21 protein-coding genes and 2 pseudogenes are annotated in these 18,665 nt (G+C 52.5%); 2 read left to right on the top strand and 21 right to left on the bottom strand.

Annotation, left to right across the window (positions count from 1 at the left end; all coding sequences use genetic code 11):
- Position 1: 1 nt before the first annotated feature.
- On the bottom strand, positions 2-1,285 hold the full coding sequence (locus RJD28_11710) for a hypothetical protein (GenBank protein ID WNV56968.1): 1,284 nt from the start codon (positions 1,283-1,285) through the stop codon (positions 2-4).
- Positions 1,286-1,580: 295 nt separating this feature from the next.
- Here RJD28_11710 and RJD28_11715 point away from each other — a divergent pair, with 295 nt between their 5' ends.
- Positions 1,581-2,372: a DUF1295 domain-containing protein gene (locus RJD28_11715; protein WNV56969.1), complete on the top strand. Its 792-nt coding sequence runs from the start codon at positions 1,581-1,583 to the stop codon at positions 2,370-2,372.
- Between the two features lie 3 nt (positions 2,373-2,375).
- Positions 2,376-2,864, top strand: a complete 489-nt coding sequence (locus RJD28_11720; GenBank protein ID WNV56970.1) for a hypothetical protein — start codon at positions 2,376-2,378, stop codon at positions 2,862-2,864.
- Positions 2,865-3,055: 191 nt separating this feature from the next.
- Here the strand turns inward: RJD28_11720 and RJD28_11725 are convergent, their stop codons facing one another.
- The 20 genes and pseudogenes from RJD28_11725 to RJD28_11820 all read right to left on the bottom strand — a co-directional run bounded on the left by RJD28_11725 (position 3,056) and on the right by RJD28_11820 (position 18,613).
- Positions 3,056-3,352 carry a hypothetical protein gene (locus RJD28_11725; GenBank protein WNV56971.1) on the bottom strand — a complete coding sequence of 99 codons (297 nt, stop codon included), beginning with the start codon at positions 3,350-3,352 and terminating at the stop codon, positions 3,056-3,058.
- Between the two features lie 115 nt (positions 3,353-3,467).
- Positions 3,468-4,565, bottom strand: coding sequence for a helicase associated domain-containing protein (locus tag RJD28_11730; GenBank protein ID WNV56972.1), 1,098 nt, complete (start codon positions 4,563-4,565; stop codon positions 3,468-3,470).
- Positions 4,562-5,041 carry a WYL domain-containing protein gene (locus RJD28_11735; protein WNV56973.1) on the bottom strand — a complete coding sequence of 160 codons (480 nt, stop codon included), beginning with the start codon at positions 5,039-5,041 and terminating at the stop codon, positions 4,562-4,564. Before RJD28_11735 ends, RJD28_11730 begins: the two co-directional genes overlap by 4 nt.
- Complete coding sequence (locus RJD28_11740; protein ID WNV56974.1) at positions 4,938-5,570, bottom strand: hypothetical protein; 633 nt, start codon at positions 5,568-5,570, stop codon at positions 4,938-4,940. The genes RJD28_11735 and RJD28_11740 overlap by 104 nt, the downstream gene beginning before the upstream one ends.
- 254 nt (positions 5,571-5,824) lie before the next feature.
- Positions 5,825-6,631: a MerR family transcriptional regulator gene (locus tag RJD28_11745; protein WNV56975.1), complete on the bottom strand. Its 807-nt coding sequence runs from the start codon at positions 6,629-6,631 to the stop codon at positions 5,825-5,827.
- Positions 6,631-7,977, bottom strand: a complete 1,347-nt coding sequence (locus RJD28_11750) for an MATE family efflux transporter (protein WNV56976.1) — start codon at positions 7,975-7,977, stop codon at positions 6,631-6,633. Before RJD28_11750 ends, RJD28_11745 begins: the two co-directional genes overlap by 1 nt.
- Positions 7,978-8,027: 50 nt before the next feature.
- On the bottom strand, positions 8,028-8,339 hold the full coding sequence (locus RJD28_11755) for a M48 family metallopeptidase (GenBank protein ID WNV56977.1): 312 nt from the start codon (positions 8,337-8,339) through the stop codon (positions 8,028-8,030).
- A gap of 16 nt (positions 8,340-8,355) precedes the next feature.
- Positions 8,356-8,892, bottom strand: coding sequence for a YgjP-like metallopeptidase domain-containing protein (locus RJD28_11760; GenBank protein ID WNV56978.1), 537 nt, complete (start codon positions 8,890-8,892; stop codon positions 8,356-8,358).
- Positions 8,893-8,895: 3 nt separating this feature from the next.
- Positions 8,896-10,144, bottom strand: a pseudogene (gene hydF / locus RJD28_11765) ([FeFe] hydrogenase H-cluster maturation GTPase HydF).
- Positions 10,145-10,191: 47 nt separating this feature from the next.
- A complete protein-coding gene (gene hydG / locus RJD28_11770) occupies positions 10,192-11,610 on the bottom strand; it encodes a [FeFe] hydrogenase H-cluster radical SAM maturase HydG (protein WNV56979.1) in 1,419 nt (472 codons plus the stop codon).
- A pseudogene (gene hydE, locus RJD28_11775) lies at positions 11,603-12,681 on the bottom strand ([FeFe] hydrogenase H-cluster radical SAM maturase HydE). Before hydE ends, hydG begins: the two are co-directional and overlap by 8 nt.
- Positions 12,678-12,944, bottom strand: a complete 267-nt coding sequence (locus RJD28_11780; GenBank protein WNV56980.1) for an iron-only hydrogenase system regulator — start codon at positions 12,942-12,944, stop codon at positions 12,678-12,680. Before RJD28_11780 ends, hydE begins: the two are co-directional and overlap by 4 nt.
- Positions 12,945-13,347: 403 nt before the next feature.
- Positions 13,348-14,181 carry an RNA methyltransferase gene (locus tag RJD28_11785; protein ID WNV56981.1) on the bottom strand — a complete coding sequence of 278 codons (834 nt, stop codon included), beginning with the start codon at positions 14,179-14,181 and terminating at the stop codon, positions 13,348-13,350.
- Positions 14,182-14,199: 18 nt separating this feature from the next.
- A complete protein-coding gene (locus RJD28_11790; protein ID WNV56982.1) occupies positions 14,200-14,880 on the bottom strand; it encodes a uracil-DNA glycosylase in 681 nt (226 codons plus the stop codon).
- 4 nt (positions 14,881-14,884) lie between these two features.
- Positions 14,885-15,646 carry an imidazole glycerol phosphate synthase subunit HisF gene (gene hisF, locus RJD28_11795; GenBank protein WNV56983.1) on the bottom strand — a complete coding sequence of 254 codons (762 nt, stop codon included), beginning with the start codon at positions 15,644-15,646 and terminating at the stop codon, positions 14,885-14,887.
- Positions 15,647-16,270: an imidazole glycerol phosphate synthase subunit HisH gene (hisH, locus tag RJD28_11800; GenBank protein WNV56984.1), complete on the bottom strand. Its 624-nt coding sequence runs from the start codon at positions 16,268-16,270 to the stop codon at positions 15,647-15,649.
- Between the two features lie 99 nt (positions 16,271-16,369).
- A complete protein-coding gene (locus tag RJD28_11805) occupies positions 16,370-16,627 on the bottom strand; it encodes a hypothetical protein (GenBank protein ID WNV56985.1) in 258 nt (85 codons plus the stop codon).
- Complete coding sequence (locus RJD28_11810) at positions 16,596-17,039, bottom strand: hypothetical protein (protein WNV56986.1); 444 nt, start codon at positions 17,037-17,039, stop codon at positions 16,596-16,598. The genes RJD28_11805 and RJD28_11810 overlap by 32 nt, the downstream gene beginning before the upstream one ends.
- 46 nt (positions 17,040-17,085) lie before the next feature.
- A complete protein-coding gene (locus tag RJD28_11815; GenBank protein ID WNV56987.1) occupies positions 17,086-17,904 on the bottom strand; it encodes a hypothetical protein in 819 nt (272 codons plus the stop codon).
- 64 nt (positions 17,905-17,968) lie between these two features.
- Complete coding sequence (locus RJD28_11820) at positions 17,969-18,613, bottom strand: trimeric intracellular cation channel family protein (protein WNV56988.1); 645 nt, start codon at positions 18,611-18,613, stop codon at positions 17,969-17,971.
- Positions 18,614-18,665 lie beyond the last annotated feature (52 nt).

Raw genomic sequence — 18,665 nt, forward strand, 5'->3', positions numbered from 1 at the left:
ATCATCCGAAATGCTTCGAAAAATGATAGTCTGTGTACCCCAGCATTTTTGTAAAAATAATATCGATGACGATCTCATAAAGCATCTTTGTCCGCACATAGATCCAGTTCACATCCACCGGATTGGCTGTATAATCCTTGAGATTTTTCTTTTCTCCGATTCTGGGAAAGGTGATTTTCAAACAGCTGTTTCTGATAAAATACCCGGCATGTACGTAATGATTGCGCAGACAGATCATCTCCTGTGCCAGCTTCTCGATCTCTTCTTCCGACATTGAATGATTTTTCACATAATGTTCCTGTATGCCAATAGTCAGAAAATGGTTCTTCGTCCCGGGCAGAGATTGTCTTTTATAATAGCACTCCACAAACCGGTAAAACATCAGGAAATTGTCCTCGAGACTTCGGGAAGTTTCCAGAACAATATAGGGAATATTTCGAACATCCGCGGTACTTTTCCGATAGGGGATCGCCGTGTAACAATTTTTCAGAAAATCCAGCAGATCTACAGCAACGGTTCGCTCCACGCGGCGCTCCTGATAAGCAAAAGGCCGCTGTGGCAAGTGCAGCTGATAATAGATATCTTTTATCTGCACCTGTATTTTTTCCACTCGAAATTTTCCCGGGACATACAGCTGCATAAAGATGCGCAGCTCCCGCAAAAAGTCAGCAGCCTCCTCATAGCTGACGCGCCGCATCAGTTCGATCTCGATATAGCCGCAAAAATCAATGTCGATATGATGGCTTCCCCGATCCCGCATACTGTTCCATATATCTCCCACAGAAATGCATTTCACGTTGTTTGCGGCAATGTCTACCGATCTGGCATTCTTTTCCCGGGACAGGCAGATGGTGTACTGCTGCTCTCCGTTTTCTATCCGCAGGCTGGGACAGCCGATCAGATCATTGATGGATTTGCTGTAAATCTTTATGTTATCTGTCTTTGGTGTTGGCGGAAGGTCCATGAGTCTCTCTGCATCTCTGTGTTCAAAATAAACATTAGATTGAAAAGTGGTAAAGACACCACCATCCAGAGAATTGTACACCGCACTGTTCCCTGCATACCAGGCATTTTTCAGGAGATACTTCTTCTTATTTTGAACATCCACAAGCAGAATGTCTCTTTTCCGGAATTCCATGCTGCTTGTCCAGATTTTAACGCCATTAACCGCTTCTATTTCTTCCTCAATCTCATACTCTGCCTTTATTTCCAGCAGATCCTCCCGTATCTCGTAGGTACAGGGGTAAGAGATTTTATAATTGCCGTCCATATAACATACTGCCATTCCCTTATCCTCCACCTCATCTATATCAGCTTCAAGGCCCGCTTGCGTTCATCGCGCCATGATTCGAACTTTCCGGTTTTGACGCTGCTTCTCAGCTATCGTGCTCACATTCACCACTCGTCACGCATGCCGATATAATGACTTACCTGCATTCATAATACCACACTTTATTGTATGACGCGCAAACGTTTTGACGCTTCCCGCTTTCGGTGCTATGATGGAATAGAGAATACGGCATCACGGATCATGCGATCACGCATGCCGGCAAAACCATCCAAAAGAGAGAAGGATCTTCATGCAGTTTCTGATTTTATTTATTGTAGCTATGGTCATCAGTTCCATCGGCTTTCAAAAGTTTGTATGGTTCATTTCCCTGGGGTATGGATTTTCCATCGCTGGCATTGGTGCTGCCATGCTTGTTCTGTTTTCCAGACAACTCACCCCGGTGACGGTCATTTTGTGTATTTTATGTATGATCTACGGCTGCCGCCTGGGTGGGTATCTGCTCGTTCGTGAAAAGCGGAGTGCCTCGTATCAGAATACGATGAAAACCGAGATCAAGGATGGTTCCGACATGAACTTTTTCCTGAAAGTGGTGATCTGGGCCTGCTGTGCTCTGCTGTACTGCTGTGAGACTGCGCCCATCTTTTTCCGGCTGAAAAATCAGGCCGGCACAGACGCTGCTGCCATTATCGGCACGATCATCATGGCACTTGGCATTGTTCTGGAATCCAGCGCAGATCTTATAAAAAACAGATACAAAAAAGAGCATCCCAAGCGTTTCTGCGACGTAGGCATTTTTCGCCTTGTCCGCTGCCCCAACTATCTGGGCGAAGTACTGATCTGGACCGGCGTATTCGTCTCCGGCGTCACAGCACTTCACGGGTCATTGCAATGGATTGCGGCTCTGGCCGGATGGATCTGCATTGTCTATATCATGTTCGGCGGTGCCAGAAGACTGGAGCTTCGGCAGAACAAAAATTACGGAGATGACCCGGAATATCAGCAGTATGTGAAAACAGTTCCCATTCTGCTCCCCTTTATTCCATTATACAGCGTTGCAAAATATAAATGGTTGGTAGGTTAAACAATGGCAAAGAAAAATTACGAAAATTTTCCCTTATCCCTGGCATTTTTTGATGCACTCCCGGTACTGTTTTTCGGCATCGCAGTGCTGCTCATTGCCATTCACTTTGAAAATATCCTGTTTATCACAGGCGCTTTTCTCTGTACTCTGGCAGGCATTGGAAAGGTCGTCTGGAAAATCATCATCGCCGGAACACGAAAAGATATCGTCTGGATGAACCGGCAGCTCCGCGTTCTCATGCCTGTTGGATTTCTGTTGATTTTCTCAGGCCTCTGGCAAGGCAGAGGCACCATTCATCTGGCGGCACTGTGGCAGAAGATATGCACTTTTCCCACGGCTCTGTTTTTCGGTATCACCGTGATCGGCATGATCTGTATGAGTGTGTTTGCCGTAAAGCTGGATGGCACGAAGCTCCGCTCCAACTGGATCGAGCAGATCGCCAACGCCATTGCACAGGGATGTTTTCTGCTGGGGGTGCTCAGTCTCCTTTAGTCCTCTTTTATCCCCTGCCCCAGCACATGCCAATGCATTCCAACTGTTGTATCTGCTCTTTTGTCAGCTGATGTTTCCTATATTTTGACCTTTGTCTGTAAATCCAGTTTTTCAGACGCTGTTCTTCCTTCGAAATGTTATACTTTGGAATGAACAGCGTTCCTTTCTCCTTATAGTATTGTTTCGCTTTTTCATACGCCTGCGCCCATTTTTCCGGAAAAGACTGCCAGACAATGCCATATTGTTCCAAAAATATCTGTTCCTCTTCCGGGAGCTGTCCCTGTACCCATTTTTTTCTTCTTTCCCTGTAGCCACTCCCACAAATGAACACCTTCATATTCCGTGTGCATGGGCATTTGTATATGACCAAATTCCCCGTAATATCGCATCAGTGTCTCCCGCTTTCTCTGTTCCGAAGCCTCCATCGGATTCCATTGCATTCCCAGCTGTTCCAGTTTTACGCTCCATTGCTCTCCTAGTTTTCCCATCCGATACGCTTCCCGCTGATGAGAGATCCATTTTCCAAGTGCAGCACCATCTTCTGTTTTATACCAGATTGAAACATCAAACGTTCCATTCTCCTGCACATACCGCACTGCTCTTTCATAATACTTTTCCCATGTATCTTTTTGTGGATTCAGTATAATGCCAATCTGCTGCAGCTTTTTTTATATGCCGTTCCGACATATGCCCCTGCTGATAATCCTTCCTTTGTTTGGCCAGCCAGTAATAAAGATTTCTGCCAGAAGCATCATACATTCCTTCCCTGATGTTTACAGCACCTTCTGTCTCATACATAATCAACAAAGTCTCATAAACCTGATCCCACGCATAACTGGAATATGCCCGTTTCTCTGATACGATTTTTTCATACGCTTTCTCGATATTGCAGCAGCATCGTTTTCCAGTCAGTTTTAGAAGAACCGTCTCGATTGCCTGACCAAGATCCTGCAAATTCCCCGGTTTTACAAATAACTGATACGCACAGTTTCTTACCGGATCCAGTCCTTGTTCCCGAATCCGAAACAGTTGAATGCCATGTTCCAGGCACTTCGCATTCTTTTCTTCTTCCAGGCTACTCTTACTTTTATGCCAGGCCACGCCATCATATTCGATTCCTGTCTTTATGGAAGGAATATAAATATCTATTTCCATTCCAAGAAAATCTCCCCGGGAAAGTTTTCGCGCATCTGGAAAATAAACATGTACATAATGATAAATCAACATTTCCGGTACAGAAGTATGCTTCCCCAGACCGGTCACGTCCCACTGCATTCCAATCGCTTCCAGAAGATCTATCTCTTCCCTGCGCAGCAACATTTGGTGCTTTTTCTCTCTGGAAGGATAACACAGCAGCTCCCGATAAGCTTTTCGCTGCCGCACCAGCCATCTTCCCAGAGAGCAGCCATCCTCCGTTACATAGGAAACCGGTATATTCAACGAACCGTGTACTTCATAATACGTTCTGGCATGCGCGTAGTACCATTGCCAGGTCACATCCATGCGGCTTTCCCAACGCATCCCCAGGTTGTCCAGAAGCGCAATCTGCTCCCCTGTCAGCGTCCCCCGTTTTCCCCGTCTGGCATAGCGCTGCTCAGATAACCACACATATAAGGATGAGTGACAGGATACTTCCAAATGTCCGTTTTGCTCATAATATGCCTTTGCCTCCGCATAGTGCTGCTCCCATGTTCCTGTCATCTTCCCTGCTCTTTCTTTTCCCCGTATGCCTCCAGAATCTGCCGCAGATAAGCCTGATACTCTTCTCGCACAGAAGCTGGCCCCTCGATCTGGATGCCCGCACCCAGGCCGGTAACCCAGCCGAAGAACTGCGGACTCACCGCCACCACCGCTCTCGCCCGGAAATGTTCATCGTCCACAGGCACCATCCACACCCCCTGCCCGAAACGGTCAAGGATCACACCCGCCAGATGGCGGACACAGCGAAACGTCACTTCCACATCTGCCCCGCCATACATGCCGAAGGTTTTCTTGGCAAATACTGCCAGATCAAAGTGTTCAAAGGCACGCTTTCCCTGACGTTCTGTCGTAAGCACCGACATGTGCAGCATCTTATCTACCCGGTAATGCTTGATCTTCCCGGCGGTCGCATCGTAGGCCACCAGATAGTAATTCTCCGCATTCCATGTCAGCGCCCAGGGACTCACCACATACATGGCACCGTCTTTTTTCAGCCGCAGCTTTTTTCTCCACCGTCCATTCCGCATACTGAAAGGTGATCTCCCGGTTTTCATAAATGGCCGTATGAATATCGTCTACATTATAGTAAATGGTCTCATTCTCTGTCTTCGGCCGGTTCAGGATAAAGACCTGCCGGGAAAGGATATCCGCGTTGTCCCTGCCGCCCAGTTTTTCCAACTTTCGGATCAATTCTCTGGACTTATTTTCCGTGATAAACTTCGACGACTGTACCGCGTCCACCAGAAGCTTCAGCTCCGGCAGTTCAAATTCCCGCTGTCCCACATAGTAGCCTGCATTCTTCCCCTTCTTCTGCTGAATGTCCAGACCATACGCCTCCAACGTCTCCAGCTCCGCATAAATGGTCCGCCGATCCGCCGTCATGGAATATTCCTGCTCCAGAATGCGGATGAGCTGGGCTGCACTGAGCGCATGTGCATCGTCCGTCCGCTCCAGCATAATATCCATCAAATAAAGAATCCGAAGTTTGAGGTCCGTCACTGCCATAGAAAATCCTGCCTTTCCCTTTCTCTATAGCAATGATTATATCAGATTTCGCTTCCGTCTTCCATGTACTCCCAATAATCTTCTTCCGATGCAAACAACATGTAGCTTCCATTCACATATCCCATATATCCTTCTCCGTTCACATATCCTTTCATCATGATACCTCCGTTCGCTTCATTTGTTGGTGTCATGATAGCATAGACAGATGTACAAAAGTATGTACACCCAGGATTATTCTGTTTTTTCCACCGGTATCAAAATCTCCGTGACAAATTTTCCGGATCGCTGGTAAGGCCATAATCGATCAGTGTGATTTCCCGGGAAAATCCCGCCGGGCGAAATCCCTGCTGTCGAATATGCTCCATTAGTTTTTCATACTGCGCGGGTGCCTCGGTATGGCTGCCCCGAAACCGCACCCGGGCACACAGCTGCTCCGGATAGGTTTCCACCGTGCCCTCGTAACTATCCTCCGGATCCAGCAGCAGAAAGACCAGATCATAATTGTGAAACGCATTATTCTCCAGGTTTTCCCGGGAGATGCCCACACCCACCTTTCCAAGAAAAACCAGGGATTCCTTTTGATTTTCTTCCAGCCTGCGGATAGAATATTCCAGATCCAGGTAGGAATGGGGGCGCAGTGAATCCCGGATCCAAACGATCCGCCCGGCCGGAATGGTTACCAGCGAAATCTCATCCAGCCTGGCATGCGTGGCATCCTGCAGCCGCTGCAGCCGGTGGTCGATTTTCCGCTCAATAAGTTCCAGCTCCTGAATTTTCTGATGAATCAGCTCTTTTTGCTTTGTCAGTTTGTCCTCCATGATCTGGGTATCTCTGTTTTGCAGAAAATCCCTGATCTGGGGCAGGGGGATGTCCAGCACACGCAGGTAACGGATGGTGTTGAGCACTTCCATCTGCCGGATACCATAATAGCGGTAGCCCGTCCGCTCATCAATGACCTCCGGCGTCAGAAGGCCGCTGCGCTCGTAATGCCGCAGCGTTCCCATGCTGACATGGAACATTTTCGCCACTTCTCCGATCTGAAATAATTTCTGGTCTTCCATTAGACTTCCACCGTCTCTTTCTGATCCTTCTTACTCAGCCACGCATACGCCACCAGACAGATGATCACAGACAACAGCGATCCGCAGGCTGTGGCGATGCCCATGGGGAACAGGGTCGCCGGAAACAGCTTGGATGTCAGATACACGCCCGGCACCCGCACGCACACGATGGCAATGATATTATGGATAAAGGAAAGCACCGATTTTCCATAGGCGCAGAAATACCCGCTGAAGCTGAAATGGATCCCGGCAAAGAGGCAGTCCCAGATATAACCCCAGAAATACTGGCCGCCCAGACGGATCACCTCCGGGTCACTGCTGAACAGACTGACCGCACCGTCGGCCGCAAACTGTACCACACCGCCGATGAACAGCCCAAAGCACACCGCAATGACGATGGCATAGCCCAGCGTCTGTTTTGCCCGGTCATATTTTCCGGCGCCCATATTCTGCGCACAGAGCGCCGACACGGTGGACAGCAGGGAAGACGGCACCAGAAATACGAAGCTGATCATTTTTTCCACAATGCCCACGGCAGCTGCAGTGTCCAGTCCCCGGCGGTTGGCGATGATGGTGATGATGATAAATGCCACCTGGATCAGGCCATCCTGCAGCGCCACCGGGATGCCCACCTGCAAAAGCTGCCCCATGATTTTTCCCTGGGGCTTAAAATCTTCTTTTTTCATGGGAATGCCCAGATTTTTCTTTCGAATGGCGGCAAAGGCGATGCAAACGCTGACCACCTGTGCCAGTGTGGTGCCCAGCGCCGCCCCGGCAGGCCCCATGTGAAAGGCCCCCATGAACAGATAATCCAGTCCGATGTTGGTCACACAGGCCACCGCCACGAAATACATGGGACTCTTGGAATCGCCCATGCCCCGGAAAACGGAGCTTAACACGTTATACGCCGTGATAAACGGGATTCCCAGAAAACAGATGACCAGATAGGAAACCGTTCCCGCCACAGCTTCCTGCGGCGTGGAGATCAGTCCCACGATCGGGTGCACCAGTAAGAGCAGCACACCGACCAGTACCACCGAAATCCCGGAAAACAGCACCGTCGTATTGCCGATCATCCGGGCGGCCTCCTTGCGCTGGTTGCCGCCGATGGCCCGGCCGATGCCCACGGTAGCGCCCATGGCAAGCCCCACGATCATCACTGTCAGCATATGCATGACCTGGCTTCCGATGGAAACCGCCGTGGTACTGGCTGTTCCCTCGAACTGCCCGATGATAAACAGATCCGCCATCCCGTACAGGGTCTGCAGAAAATAAGAGAAAAGATAAGGCAAAGAAAACGTTACGATATTTCCAAACACACTTCCTGAAGTCAGATTTTTTTCCATAATACTACTGTCAGCACTCCTTTCGCTGACCATCAGTTTAAACCTTACAATTATTGTAAGGTCAATCTTTTTCTTTCAGCAAGCATTTTTTTCACAGTTCTCCAGTCCGGGTAAAACAGATCCATAAAATGATAAAACCGCTTGTTGTGTCCCCGTTCCAGCAGATGCACCAGCTCATGGGTGATGACGCCTTCCAGGCACTGGGGCGGATATTTTGCCAGATGCAGGCTCAGCCAGATGCGCCGTTCCCGGATATTGCACGTGCCCCACCGGGTTTTCATATCCCGGATCCGCCACTCATTGGCATGCAGCCCCATCCGGGCCTCACATCGAGCCAGCACCTCCGGTACGGCCTGCTGCATCTGTCTGCGATACCATTCAGTGAGCAGCTTTTTTGCGATCCTCCACAGATGTATGAGGCATCACTTCCATATATAAAGCAGCACCATATAAACATACACATCCCCATTTTGTATGTATCCCTTCATCTGGGCGGATCCATTGTGGGGTCTCTGTCTCCGCTGCCCCTAATCTCCTGTTTCCAGTGAAATCTCCGGCAAATCCCACCTCATCCAGGCCAGGCGCCATCGCGCCATCAGCCCGTGTGCCTGCGGGAAATGCATTTTCCCCTTTTTCTGCAACCAAAAGCCGACAGGGAGCTCCCCACACATAGAAAAGCTCCCCTGTCTCATATCGGTGTTCTGTCCGTGCCGGACGGCGGCGGATCTGCTCCTGCTGCTTCCTGATCCAGTCTACCTTTGCCTGTACAAAGGCCGCGATCTGCGCATCGGTGTAACGAAACGGCGCAGTCACCCGCACGTCTCCCTCCGGCGGACATACCCGAAGATACATATTTTTGATATTTTTTCTGATGACCAGCACCTGCATGCGGCCCACAAAGATTTCTTTTCCCATCCGTCACTCCAGCAGCGCCGCGATATCCGGAAAAGGCGCCACGCTCCGTTTCAAAATTCCATGAATATAAGCGATGGTGATGCCGTAGTTGGTCATGGGCACGCCCTGATCCTGGGCGCAGCTTAACCGGTAGCGCATCTCCCGCTCGTTGAGCATGCAGCCGCCGCAGTGGATGACCATGTGATAGTCTGTCACATCCTCCGGAAATTCCGTGCCGGAAGTGAAGGAGAAGGCCGAGGGATGCGCCGGTGTGCTGTCGGATCCAGTTTGGCAGCTTAACGGTGCCGATGTCATCGCACTGCCGGTGATGGGTGCAGCCCTCACAGATAAGCACCCGATCCCCATCTTTTAACGTATCCAACGCCCGGACGCCGCGCACAGCTGCCTCCAGCGTGCCTTTATACCGGGCAAAGAGAATGGAAAAAGAGGTCAGCGGGACGTCTGCCGGGGTGATCTTGCTGACTTTTCCGAAAGCCTGGCTGTCGGTGATGACCAGTGCCGGAGCGGTTCCCATCCTGGAAAGGGTGTCGGCCAGCTCTGTCTCCCGCACCACCACGGAGGCCACGCCTGCTTCCAGCAGATCCCGGATGGTCTGCTGCTGGGGCAGGATGAGCCGTCCTTTGGGGGCCGCCTTGTCGATGGGCACCACCAGAACGACGAAATCTCCCGGACAGACCAGATCGGCTGCGATCTTCCGGTCACTCTCCTCCTGTTTTCCCAGGGCAGCGATCCGTTCTTTCAGCTCGAAAATGCCCTGACCAGTCTGTGCACTGACCCAGAGAGGCTGCTGATTTTCTTCTGTCATATGCAGACACTGACAGACCTCTTTTCCCGTCTTTTCCCGGGCTTCCTCCGACAAAAGCTCTGCTTTATTGAGAACCACGATCCAGGGAAGCGCTTTTCGGCGGATGGTTTCCAGCAGCGCCGCATCCTGGGGCAGCGCCCCCACAGTGCCATCGATCACCAGTACCGCCAGGTCGGTTTTGTTCAGCGCTTGGTAGCTTTTCTTTATCCGCAGTGCCCCCAACTCTCCCTCGTCGTCAATGCCCGGGGTGTCCATCATCACCACCGGCCCCAGGGGCAGCAGCTCCATGGATTTTAACACCGGATCGGTGGTGGTTCCCTTTACCTCAGACACCACCGCCAGATTCTGGCCGGTCACTGCATTCATCACACTGGATTTTCCCGCATTGCGGCAGCCGAAGAAACCGATATGTACCCGCTCTGAGGCAGGCGTCGCATTCATTCCCATCAGCAAGTCCTCCTTTTCACTGTCCTGTTTTGCTCTGTCTATTTTGCTTAGAATCGGAAATCCCGGTCTCCCTGTTCAATTTTCACCAGACGCTCCCGGACAATCTGCTGTACTTTCTCCTTGGGGATCTCGCCGATCTGCTGCTGGATCATTTTTTCACCCAGCGCTCTGGTGGCCGGAGATGCATAGTCGATGAGGTACTCTTTCAATGTCATCAGGGCATTGGGCAGGCAGCAGTTCTGGATCTGGCCGGATTTGCACAGAGACATGAACCGGTCGCCGGTACGGCCTTCCCGGTAGCAGGCGGTACAGAAGCTGGGCACGTGTCCCATCTGCATGAGCCAGTTTACCACCTCGTCCAGGGTACGGTTGTCGCTGACGTCAAACTGGCTGCTGTTCTCGTCCTCCGGCTCCGGCTCGTAGTAGCCGCCCACGCTGGTGCGGGAACCGCCGGAAATCTGGGAGATGCCTAAGTGCAGCACCCGCTCCCGGCAGGCCTTGCTCTCTCTGGTGGAAACGATCATGCCGGTGTAAGGAACGGCGATGCGGATACAGGCCACGATTTTTGCAAAGGTATCGTCGTCAATACCGTTGTCAAAGGTGGACGGGTCGATATCGTCTGCCCGGCGGATTCTCGGCACACTGATGGTGTGCGGGCCCACGCCGAACACGGCTTCCAGATGCTCCGCATGCATGAGAAGGCCGGTGAACTCGTAACGGTACAGCTCCAGACCGAACAGCACGCCGCAGCCCACATCATCGATGCCGCCCTCCATGGCCCGGTCCATGGCCTCGGTGTGGTAATTGTAATCATGCTTCGGTCCCGTGGGATGCAGTTTTTCATAGCTTTCTTTGTGGTAAGTCTCCTGGAAAAGGATGTAGGTGCCAATACCGGCATCCTTTAATTTCCGGTAATTTTCCACCGTCGTTGCAGCGATATTCACATTCACCCGGCGGATGGCGCCGTTTTTGTGATGAATGCCGTAAATAGTGTTGATGCTTTCCAGCACGTATTCGATAGGATTGTTCACTGGATCCTCGCCGGTCTCCAGCGCCAGACGCTTGTGACCCATATCCTGCAGGGCGATGACCTCCCGGCGGATCTCCTCCTGGGTCAGCTTCTTTCTGGCAATGTGTTTATTTTTCAGATGATACGGACAGTACACGCAGCCGTTGATGCAATAATTGGAAAGATACAGCGGCGCAAACATGACGATCCGGTTGCCGTAAAAATCTTTCTTGATCTGCTCTGCCAGGGCATAGATCTCCTGATTTTTGTCCTCCAGCGTACAGTCCAGAAGCACCGCTGCCTCCCGGTGGCTCAAGCCCTTCCGCAGTTTCGCTTTTTCCAGGATCTCATCGATCAGCGCCCGGTTTTCCTTGTTTTTCTCGGCGTAAGCCAGTGTCTCCACGATCTCCTCATGGTTGATAAAATCATCTGCACATTTTGATTTCGGATTATACATATTCTCTTGCTCCTTTGTAATGGATATGATCGCCCCGGTCTACGGCCAGCTCCATGCCTACAGAGGCCACGCGGACGTTCAGGCAGCCCGCGCACTCGGCCGCCTCATGGCCGGTACAGATCTTGTTGTCATACAGCATATATTTTTTTTCGCACGCCCACTGGGGGAAAGGTTGGGCATCACCACGTTGGCGCCACAGCGCAGCCCTTCCTCCCGGCCGTTGGGAGAAATGGTGCCAAGCGCCGTGGTGGCAGGCAGCAGCACCTCCGGCAGCATGAGCCGGATGAGGCTCAGCAGATATAGCGTCTCTTCCAAGCTTCCTGCCGGTTCCCCCGCAAACGGCGTATCATGATGGGGAATGAAGGGCCCGATGCCCACCATTTCCGGCTGCAGGTCTTTCAAAAACTGCAGGTCGTCGATGAGGGTATCCACGGTCTGTCCCGGTGAACCCACCATAAAGCCCGCACCGGTCTGGAAGCCCAGCTCTTTCAACTGCCACAGACACTGTTTTCGATGAGTCAGGCTTAAATTTGCCGGATGCAGCTGCCGGTAATGGGCATCATTGGCCGTCTCGTGTCGCAGCAGATACCGCTCTGCCCCGGCCTCTTTGAATTTCACAAAGCTCTCCCGCTCCCGTTCCCCCAGGGAAAGCGTAATCGCACAATCTGGAAAATCCCGCCGGATCGTTCGCACAATGTCCACGATTTTTTCATCGGTGAACCAGGGATCCTCTCCGCCCTGGAGCACGAAGGTGCGAAACCCCAGCCTGTGGCCGGCCTGACAGCAGGCCAAAATCTCCTCTTTCGTCAGCCGATACCGTTCCAGATTGCCATTGCTTTTGCGGATGCCGCAATAATAGCAGTCGTTGCGGCAAACGTTGGTAAATTCGATGAGCCCCCGGATAAACACCCGCGGCCCGTAGATCTCATCCCGCAGCGCCGCCGCTTTATGAGCCAGCATCTCTGCGTGTTCCTCCGTTTGTCCCAGAAGCAGACATCTCCACTGCTCCCGGTTCAGACAGACGCCGGATTCCAGCGCCTCCACACAGGAGAGGTATTCATGTTCGCTCATCCTTTTCCTCCCTCCGCCTTAGAATACAGTGCTTTAGAGCTGACGCCTTTCAAACGGCCCAGCTTTCCCGAAAGGGCACTGATCACATCCATGGGCGCGTCCAGCACCACGCTGATGATGTTCACTTTTTTCTTCGCATAGGGAAGCCCCATGCGGCCGATGATGTAATCCCCATACTGGTGCAACAGCTCATTCACCTGCTCCGCACTGCTGCGGTCCTCGATGATGATGCCCACCACGGAGATTCTTGTATTGTCTTCCATTCTGTCATCCTTTCCTCTGCTGACCTGCCAGTGGTAGCATACGTCGTTCCATCCTGTCCAACATCTATTGTTCCGTAAATGTCATTCGTAAAAAACGCATCAAAAAGGAGCCTTCTTCCGAAAGCTCCTGAAATTCATCCGCGCTATTATTTACATTGAAGGGTACTATTCACAACATGGCCATTCACAAAAGCATAGCTTCGATACTCTCCGCTACCTTTCAGCTCATTTGTGTGTACAGCAACAAGCCTGCCCTGTCGGGCCTGCTATTCTTCTCCGTCAGATGTGTTCTTTCGGTCAGTGTCTGATATTTTGATACCTCATGGCAAGAAAAACAGCACATTCGCTGTCGCTCACCATTTGGAATGATTGATTCTATTGTACCGGGCATTTTGCCCGAAAGTCAAGGTTTTTTTAATTCCCAAAACGCCACCGCACTGGCCGCCGCCACATTCAGAGAATCCACGCCGTGGGACATGGGAATCTTGATGGTGTAATCGCAGGCATCGATGGTTTCCTCCAGCAGACCGTCGCCCTCCGTCCCCACGATCACCGCCAGCTTCTCTTCCTGAGACAGCCTTGGATCGTCGATGCTTACCGTATCCTTGCGAAGGGCCATGGCCGCGGTTCGAAATCCCAGCTGCCGCAGATTCTCCATGGCCGGACCGGGCCAGTCGGCTTCCGCATCCACATACGTCCACGGAATCTGGAAAACCGTTCCCATACTCACCCGGGCTGCCCGTCGATAGAGCGGGTTGCTGCAATCCTTCGTCAGCAGCACCGCATCCATGGAAAGAGCCGCCGCAGAACGGAAAATCGCCCCCACGTTGGTGGGGTTCACCACATGCTCCAGCACCGCCACCCGGGAAGCTGTGGCACACACCTGCTCCAGGGTGGGCAGAGGCTTTCTGTGCATGGCGCAGAGGATACCTCTCGTCATGGGAAAGCCGGTGAGGTTTCGAAGGATGTCTGCACTGGCCGTGTACACCGGCACGCCGGGGCACCGGGCCGCCAGCGGCAGCGCCTCCCGCTCCAGCAGGTTGTCCTCCGCCAGAAAAGACACCGGTTCGTAACCGCCATCCAACGCCCGCTCAATGACCTTGGGGCTCTCCGCAATGAACATGCCCTGGGACAGATCCTGCCGGTTCAGCAGCTGCACTTCGTTCAGGCGCGCATACACATCCAGGGCAGCGTCTGAGAAATCCTTGATCTCTATAACATGATTTTCGTATCTCATATCCATCATCTGCATCCCTTACGATCTCAAGTTCTCGATCTGCCAGTCGATGGGCTCTACCCCATGGGCCTCGAGAAATTCGTTGGTCTTACTGAAGGGCTTGCTGCCGAAAAATCCCCGGTATGCAGACAGGGGGCTGGGGTGCGGCGCCTCCAGGATCAGGTGGTTGGGATTGGTGAGCATAGATTTTTTCATCTGGGCCGGTCTTCCCCACAGGATAAACACGATCGGCCGGTCTTCCTCATTCAACCGCCGGATGGCCGCATCGGTGAACTCCTCCCAGCCGATGCCCCGATGGGAATTGGCCTGGTGGGCCCGCACGGTGAGCACTGTGTTCAAAAGTAAAACCCCCTGCTCCGCCCATTTGGTCAGATAACCATTATCCGGGATGTAGCAGCCGCAGTCATCGTGCAGCTCCTGATAAATATTCACCAGCGACGGCGGGATTTCCACATCCGGCTTGACCGAAAAACAAAGGCCGTGGGCCTGTCCCTCCCCGTGGTAGGGATCCTGCCCCAGGATCACCGCTTTTACCTTATGAAAAGGCGTCAGCTGGAACGCATTGAAAATATCGTCCGGCGCGGGATAGATTTTCCGCGTATTGTATTCCTTCATGACTGTCTGGTACAGCTGTTTATAGTACGGCTTCCGGAATTCTCCCTGGAACACCGGCAGCCAGTCGTTGCTGATCGCTGCCATATGCTTACCTCCTTACCGGAACGCCACGCTGGGCCAGATAATCCTTGACCTGCATGATTTCCAGTTCTTTATAGTGAAAAAGAGAAGCTGCCAGCGCGGCATCTGCGCCGCCCTCCGTCAGGGCATCGTAAAAATGCTCCAGCCTGCCCGCGCCGCCGGATGCAATGACCGGGACAGATACAGCTTCCACAATGGTGCGCGTCAGTTCCAGATCATACCCGGCCTTGGTGCCGTCACAATCCATGCTGGTCAGCAGAATTTCCCCTGCCCCCAGCGCATCCGCCTTTCTGGCCCACGCCACCGCATCCAGTCCGGTGTCAATGCGGCCGCCGTTTTTGAAAATGTTCCAGCCCGAACCGTCCGCCCGGCGTCTGGCATCGATGGCAACCACCACGCACTGGCGGCCGAATTTATCAGCCGCATCGCTGATGAGCTGCGGGTTGCTGATGGCTGCGGAATTCACCGATACCTTGTCCGCGCCCTCCCGCAGGATCGCCCGAAAATCCTCCACCGTGCGGATGCCGCCGCCCACGGTAAAGGGAATAAATACCTTCTCCGCCACTTTTCGCACCATCTCCACCACCGTGCCTCTGGCATCAGAAGAAGCGGTGATATCCAGGAAAACCAGCTCATCCGCACCGGCCTGATCGTAAGCAGCTGCAATCTCCACCGGATCTCCGGCATCCCGAAGGTTCACAAAATTAACCCCTTTCACCACCCGGCCGTTGTTCACGTCCAGACAGGGAATGATTCTCTTCGTAAACATTTACACCGCCTCCTTCTCAAGATCTGCAAAATTTTTCAGGATCTTTAAGCCCACGGCACTGCTCTTCTCCGGGTGGAACTGGCAGGCAAACACATTCCCTTGCTCCACAGAGGCGTGGATGGTCGTATTGCCATACACCGCGGATGCCTTCACGATGGACGGATCCTCCGCTTGCAGATAATAGGAATGGACAAAATACACATACGGATCACCGGAAATGCCCGCAAACAGGCGGCCATCCGGTGCCAGAGACAGGGAATTCCATCCCATATGCGGAATTTTCAGGCCCGGCTGCTCCGGGAAACGGACGATCTCCCCTTTCAGGATGCCTAAGCCCTCCACGCCGGGGCTTTCCTCCGACCGGTCAAACAAAAGCTGCAGTCCCAGACAGATGCCAAGCAAGGGGATCTGCCGGTCAACCGCCTCATGGATCACCTCATCCAGTCCATATTTTTTCAGATTATCCATGGCATCACCGAAAGCGCCCACCCCCGGCAGGATCAGCTTGTCCGCCGCCAGCAGCGTCTTCGGATCCCGGGAAAGCACTGCCTCCTCATGAAGCGCCGCCAGCGCCTTTTCCACGCTGCGGATGTTGCCCGCGTCATAGTCGATAATTCCGATCATGTATCTTCATCTCCTTATCCCGATATGCAAAAGTATCTTAAAATATGTTCCATAGTATCACATGAAAAGCGCCTTGTCGACTTTTATATGATCCGTCCGTTACTGCTTCCTATTTTCCAGTTGATATATTTCCCGCACGGCATCCAGCAATGCATAATAGAGATAGCAGTCCTTTACCCGTGCCGCAGGATGGGAAAAAGAAATGACCGGCATGCCCCTGTCCCTGAAATACCAGACGCCCCGCGTTGTCATCTGCCATTCTATCTTTTTATCTGGAAAACAGGCATCCACAAACGCGCCCTCCGTTCCACAGCAGATCACCATATCAGGCGCATAAAGTGCCAGCTGCTTTTTCAAGATTTCTCCATTGTCCCGTGCAGCCGCATACACCTGCCTGCTGTCTGAAACATAGCTTCCGGAAGTCTTTTTCACATTGACCGCACAGATCTGGGGCAGGATCTTCGCTCTTCTGCTCCGACAGTCCTTTTCCATCTGTACCCACGGCAATTCTTCCGGCAAGCTGAAAATCCCCCTCTGACCATCTGGCAATATTGTCCCAGGTTGGATCATGTTCCCTGTCCCTGCCGCCGCTGCGCAGATGATCGCACAGACTCCAGCCAGAACCGCCATTTACCTCCTTCAGCACATACATGATGCGATAAGCTGCGGATGTATACTGTGCCTCATCCGAAACACCGTCTTCGATCACTCCTGGATCAAGCTGCCAAAGTTCCTCAAACAGCTTCCTCTGCTGCCCTATCATGTCCATGGCTGTCCTCTCCTCCGCCGGTTACATTCTCTATTTTCTTTGTCTGTCACAGGTAGCTTTCCAGCTCTGTCAGGAACTGCACAGGCTCCGCCGCAACAGCCATGCCCCGTCCCTCCAGCTCCTGAGGCACCTGGCAAAGTGTCGGATGTACCCGCAGAAGGGAAGCCTTCTTATTATAAAATACCGTTTTTTCAAAAGGAAAACGGATCACCGAAGGATGAGCAAAGGATACACCCAGCTCCAGCACGCAAAGACGCCGGTGCAGGGTGCCCGAAAGCCAGATGGTGTACGTCTGCCAGGATGGCAGGTACGCATCCTGGAGATATCCTTCTGTGCAGATGGTGTTGGGATGCAGCGGCCCGCCGCAGGCCGGACACCGGGGCAGCGCTGTAAAAACTTCCCCCGCTTCGATCTGCTGTTCCAGCTTTTCATACAGCGGCGCCGTCTCAAAAGGTTCCAGGATATGACGGCTGCACTGTAACATATGTACATTCCCGCAGGGCGCGGTGATCTTCTCTGCATCCAGCGCGCTGTCAAAAATCTCCCCGTCGGTGCACATGGTCACCACGAAAAAGGGCTTTTTCTCCACGATCTTGGAGAGGATGGCATAAGCCTGCTGCACCCGGGCCCGCTTCTCTTCGGTTTCCCTGGCCGGATGGTTTCCCACCATGTCCAGGATTTCCACATATTCCCGCTCGGCAGGCAGAAGCGCTGCTTCCCCCTCCAGTCGTTTTTTATTCTCCATATAAGCTTTGCCCAGCGGCGACTGTTCTGCTTTCGCTCCCACCGCAAAGGCCTCACCGATACCGATGAGAAAACAGTCTGCCTCTCGGATCTGGGCTGCGATCTGTTCCACCTGGAGCATTCTGATCACTCCTTCTTATTTTTTCTTGCACTATCATAGCATTCTTTATGGTAAAGTAACAACCTTATTTTTCCCCATGCAGCGGCCGTGGCAGGTTCCACCGGTAATGACTGGCCAGAATCCGGATGACCAGCACCACCGCCGTTCCCGCAGCCAGCGCCAGATAGAGATTCTGTCCGATAAGCCGCTGACAGACAAAAGCACCGGCCAGAGACGCCACCGCATAGATGTGTTTTCTTAAAATAAAAGGCATGGTATCCGCCAGCACATCCCGGATGACACCGCCGCCGATGCCGGTAAGCATGCCGAGAAAAATAAGGAAAAACCGTCCCCGATAGCCCTGCTCGTAGCCGGTGTACACGCCCAGCACGGTAAAAATGCCAAGCCCCGCCGCATCACAGTAGTTCATGATCGTCTCATAGATCTCCATATACCGGCTGGTGAGAATTTCCTGCTTCCAGTAAACAATGCCGAACAAAAGCACCGCCGTCACCAAGGCCGTCAGCGCATAGCTGGGATCCCGGAATGCGCTGGGCGGTGTCAGTCCCAGAATGATGTCCCGCACGATACCGCCGCCCACAGCCACACAAAGCCCCAGCACCACCACGCCGAAAATGTCCAGATTTTTCCGGATACCCAGCATGGCACCGGAGGAAGCGAAAGCGATGGTGCCAATGATCTCGATTGCAAATATGATTGAATTTTCCATATCAGTTCTCCTTGTCACTTCCGCTTATTATACCATATTTATTTCTCATGCA

This window comes from Oscillospiraceae bacterium NTUH-002-81 (genome assembly GCA_032620915.1).
Taxonomy (GTDB): Bacteria; Bacillota; Clostridia; order Lachnospirales; family Lachnospiraceae; genus JAGTTR01.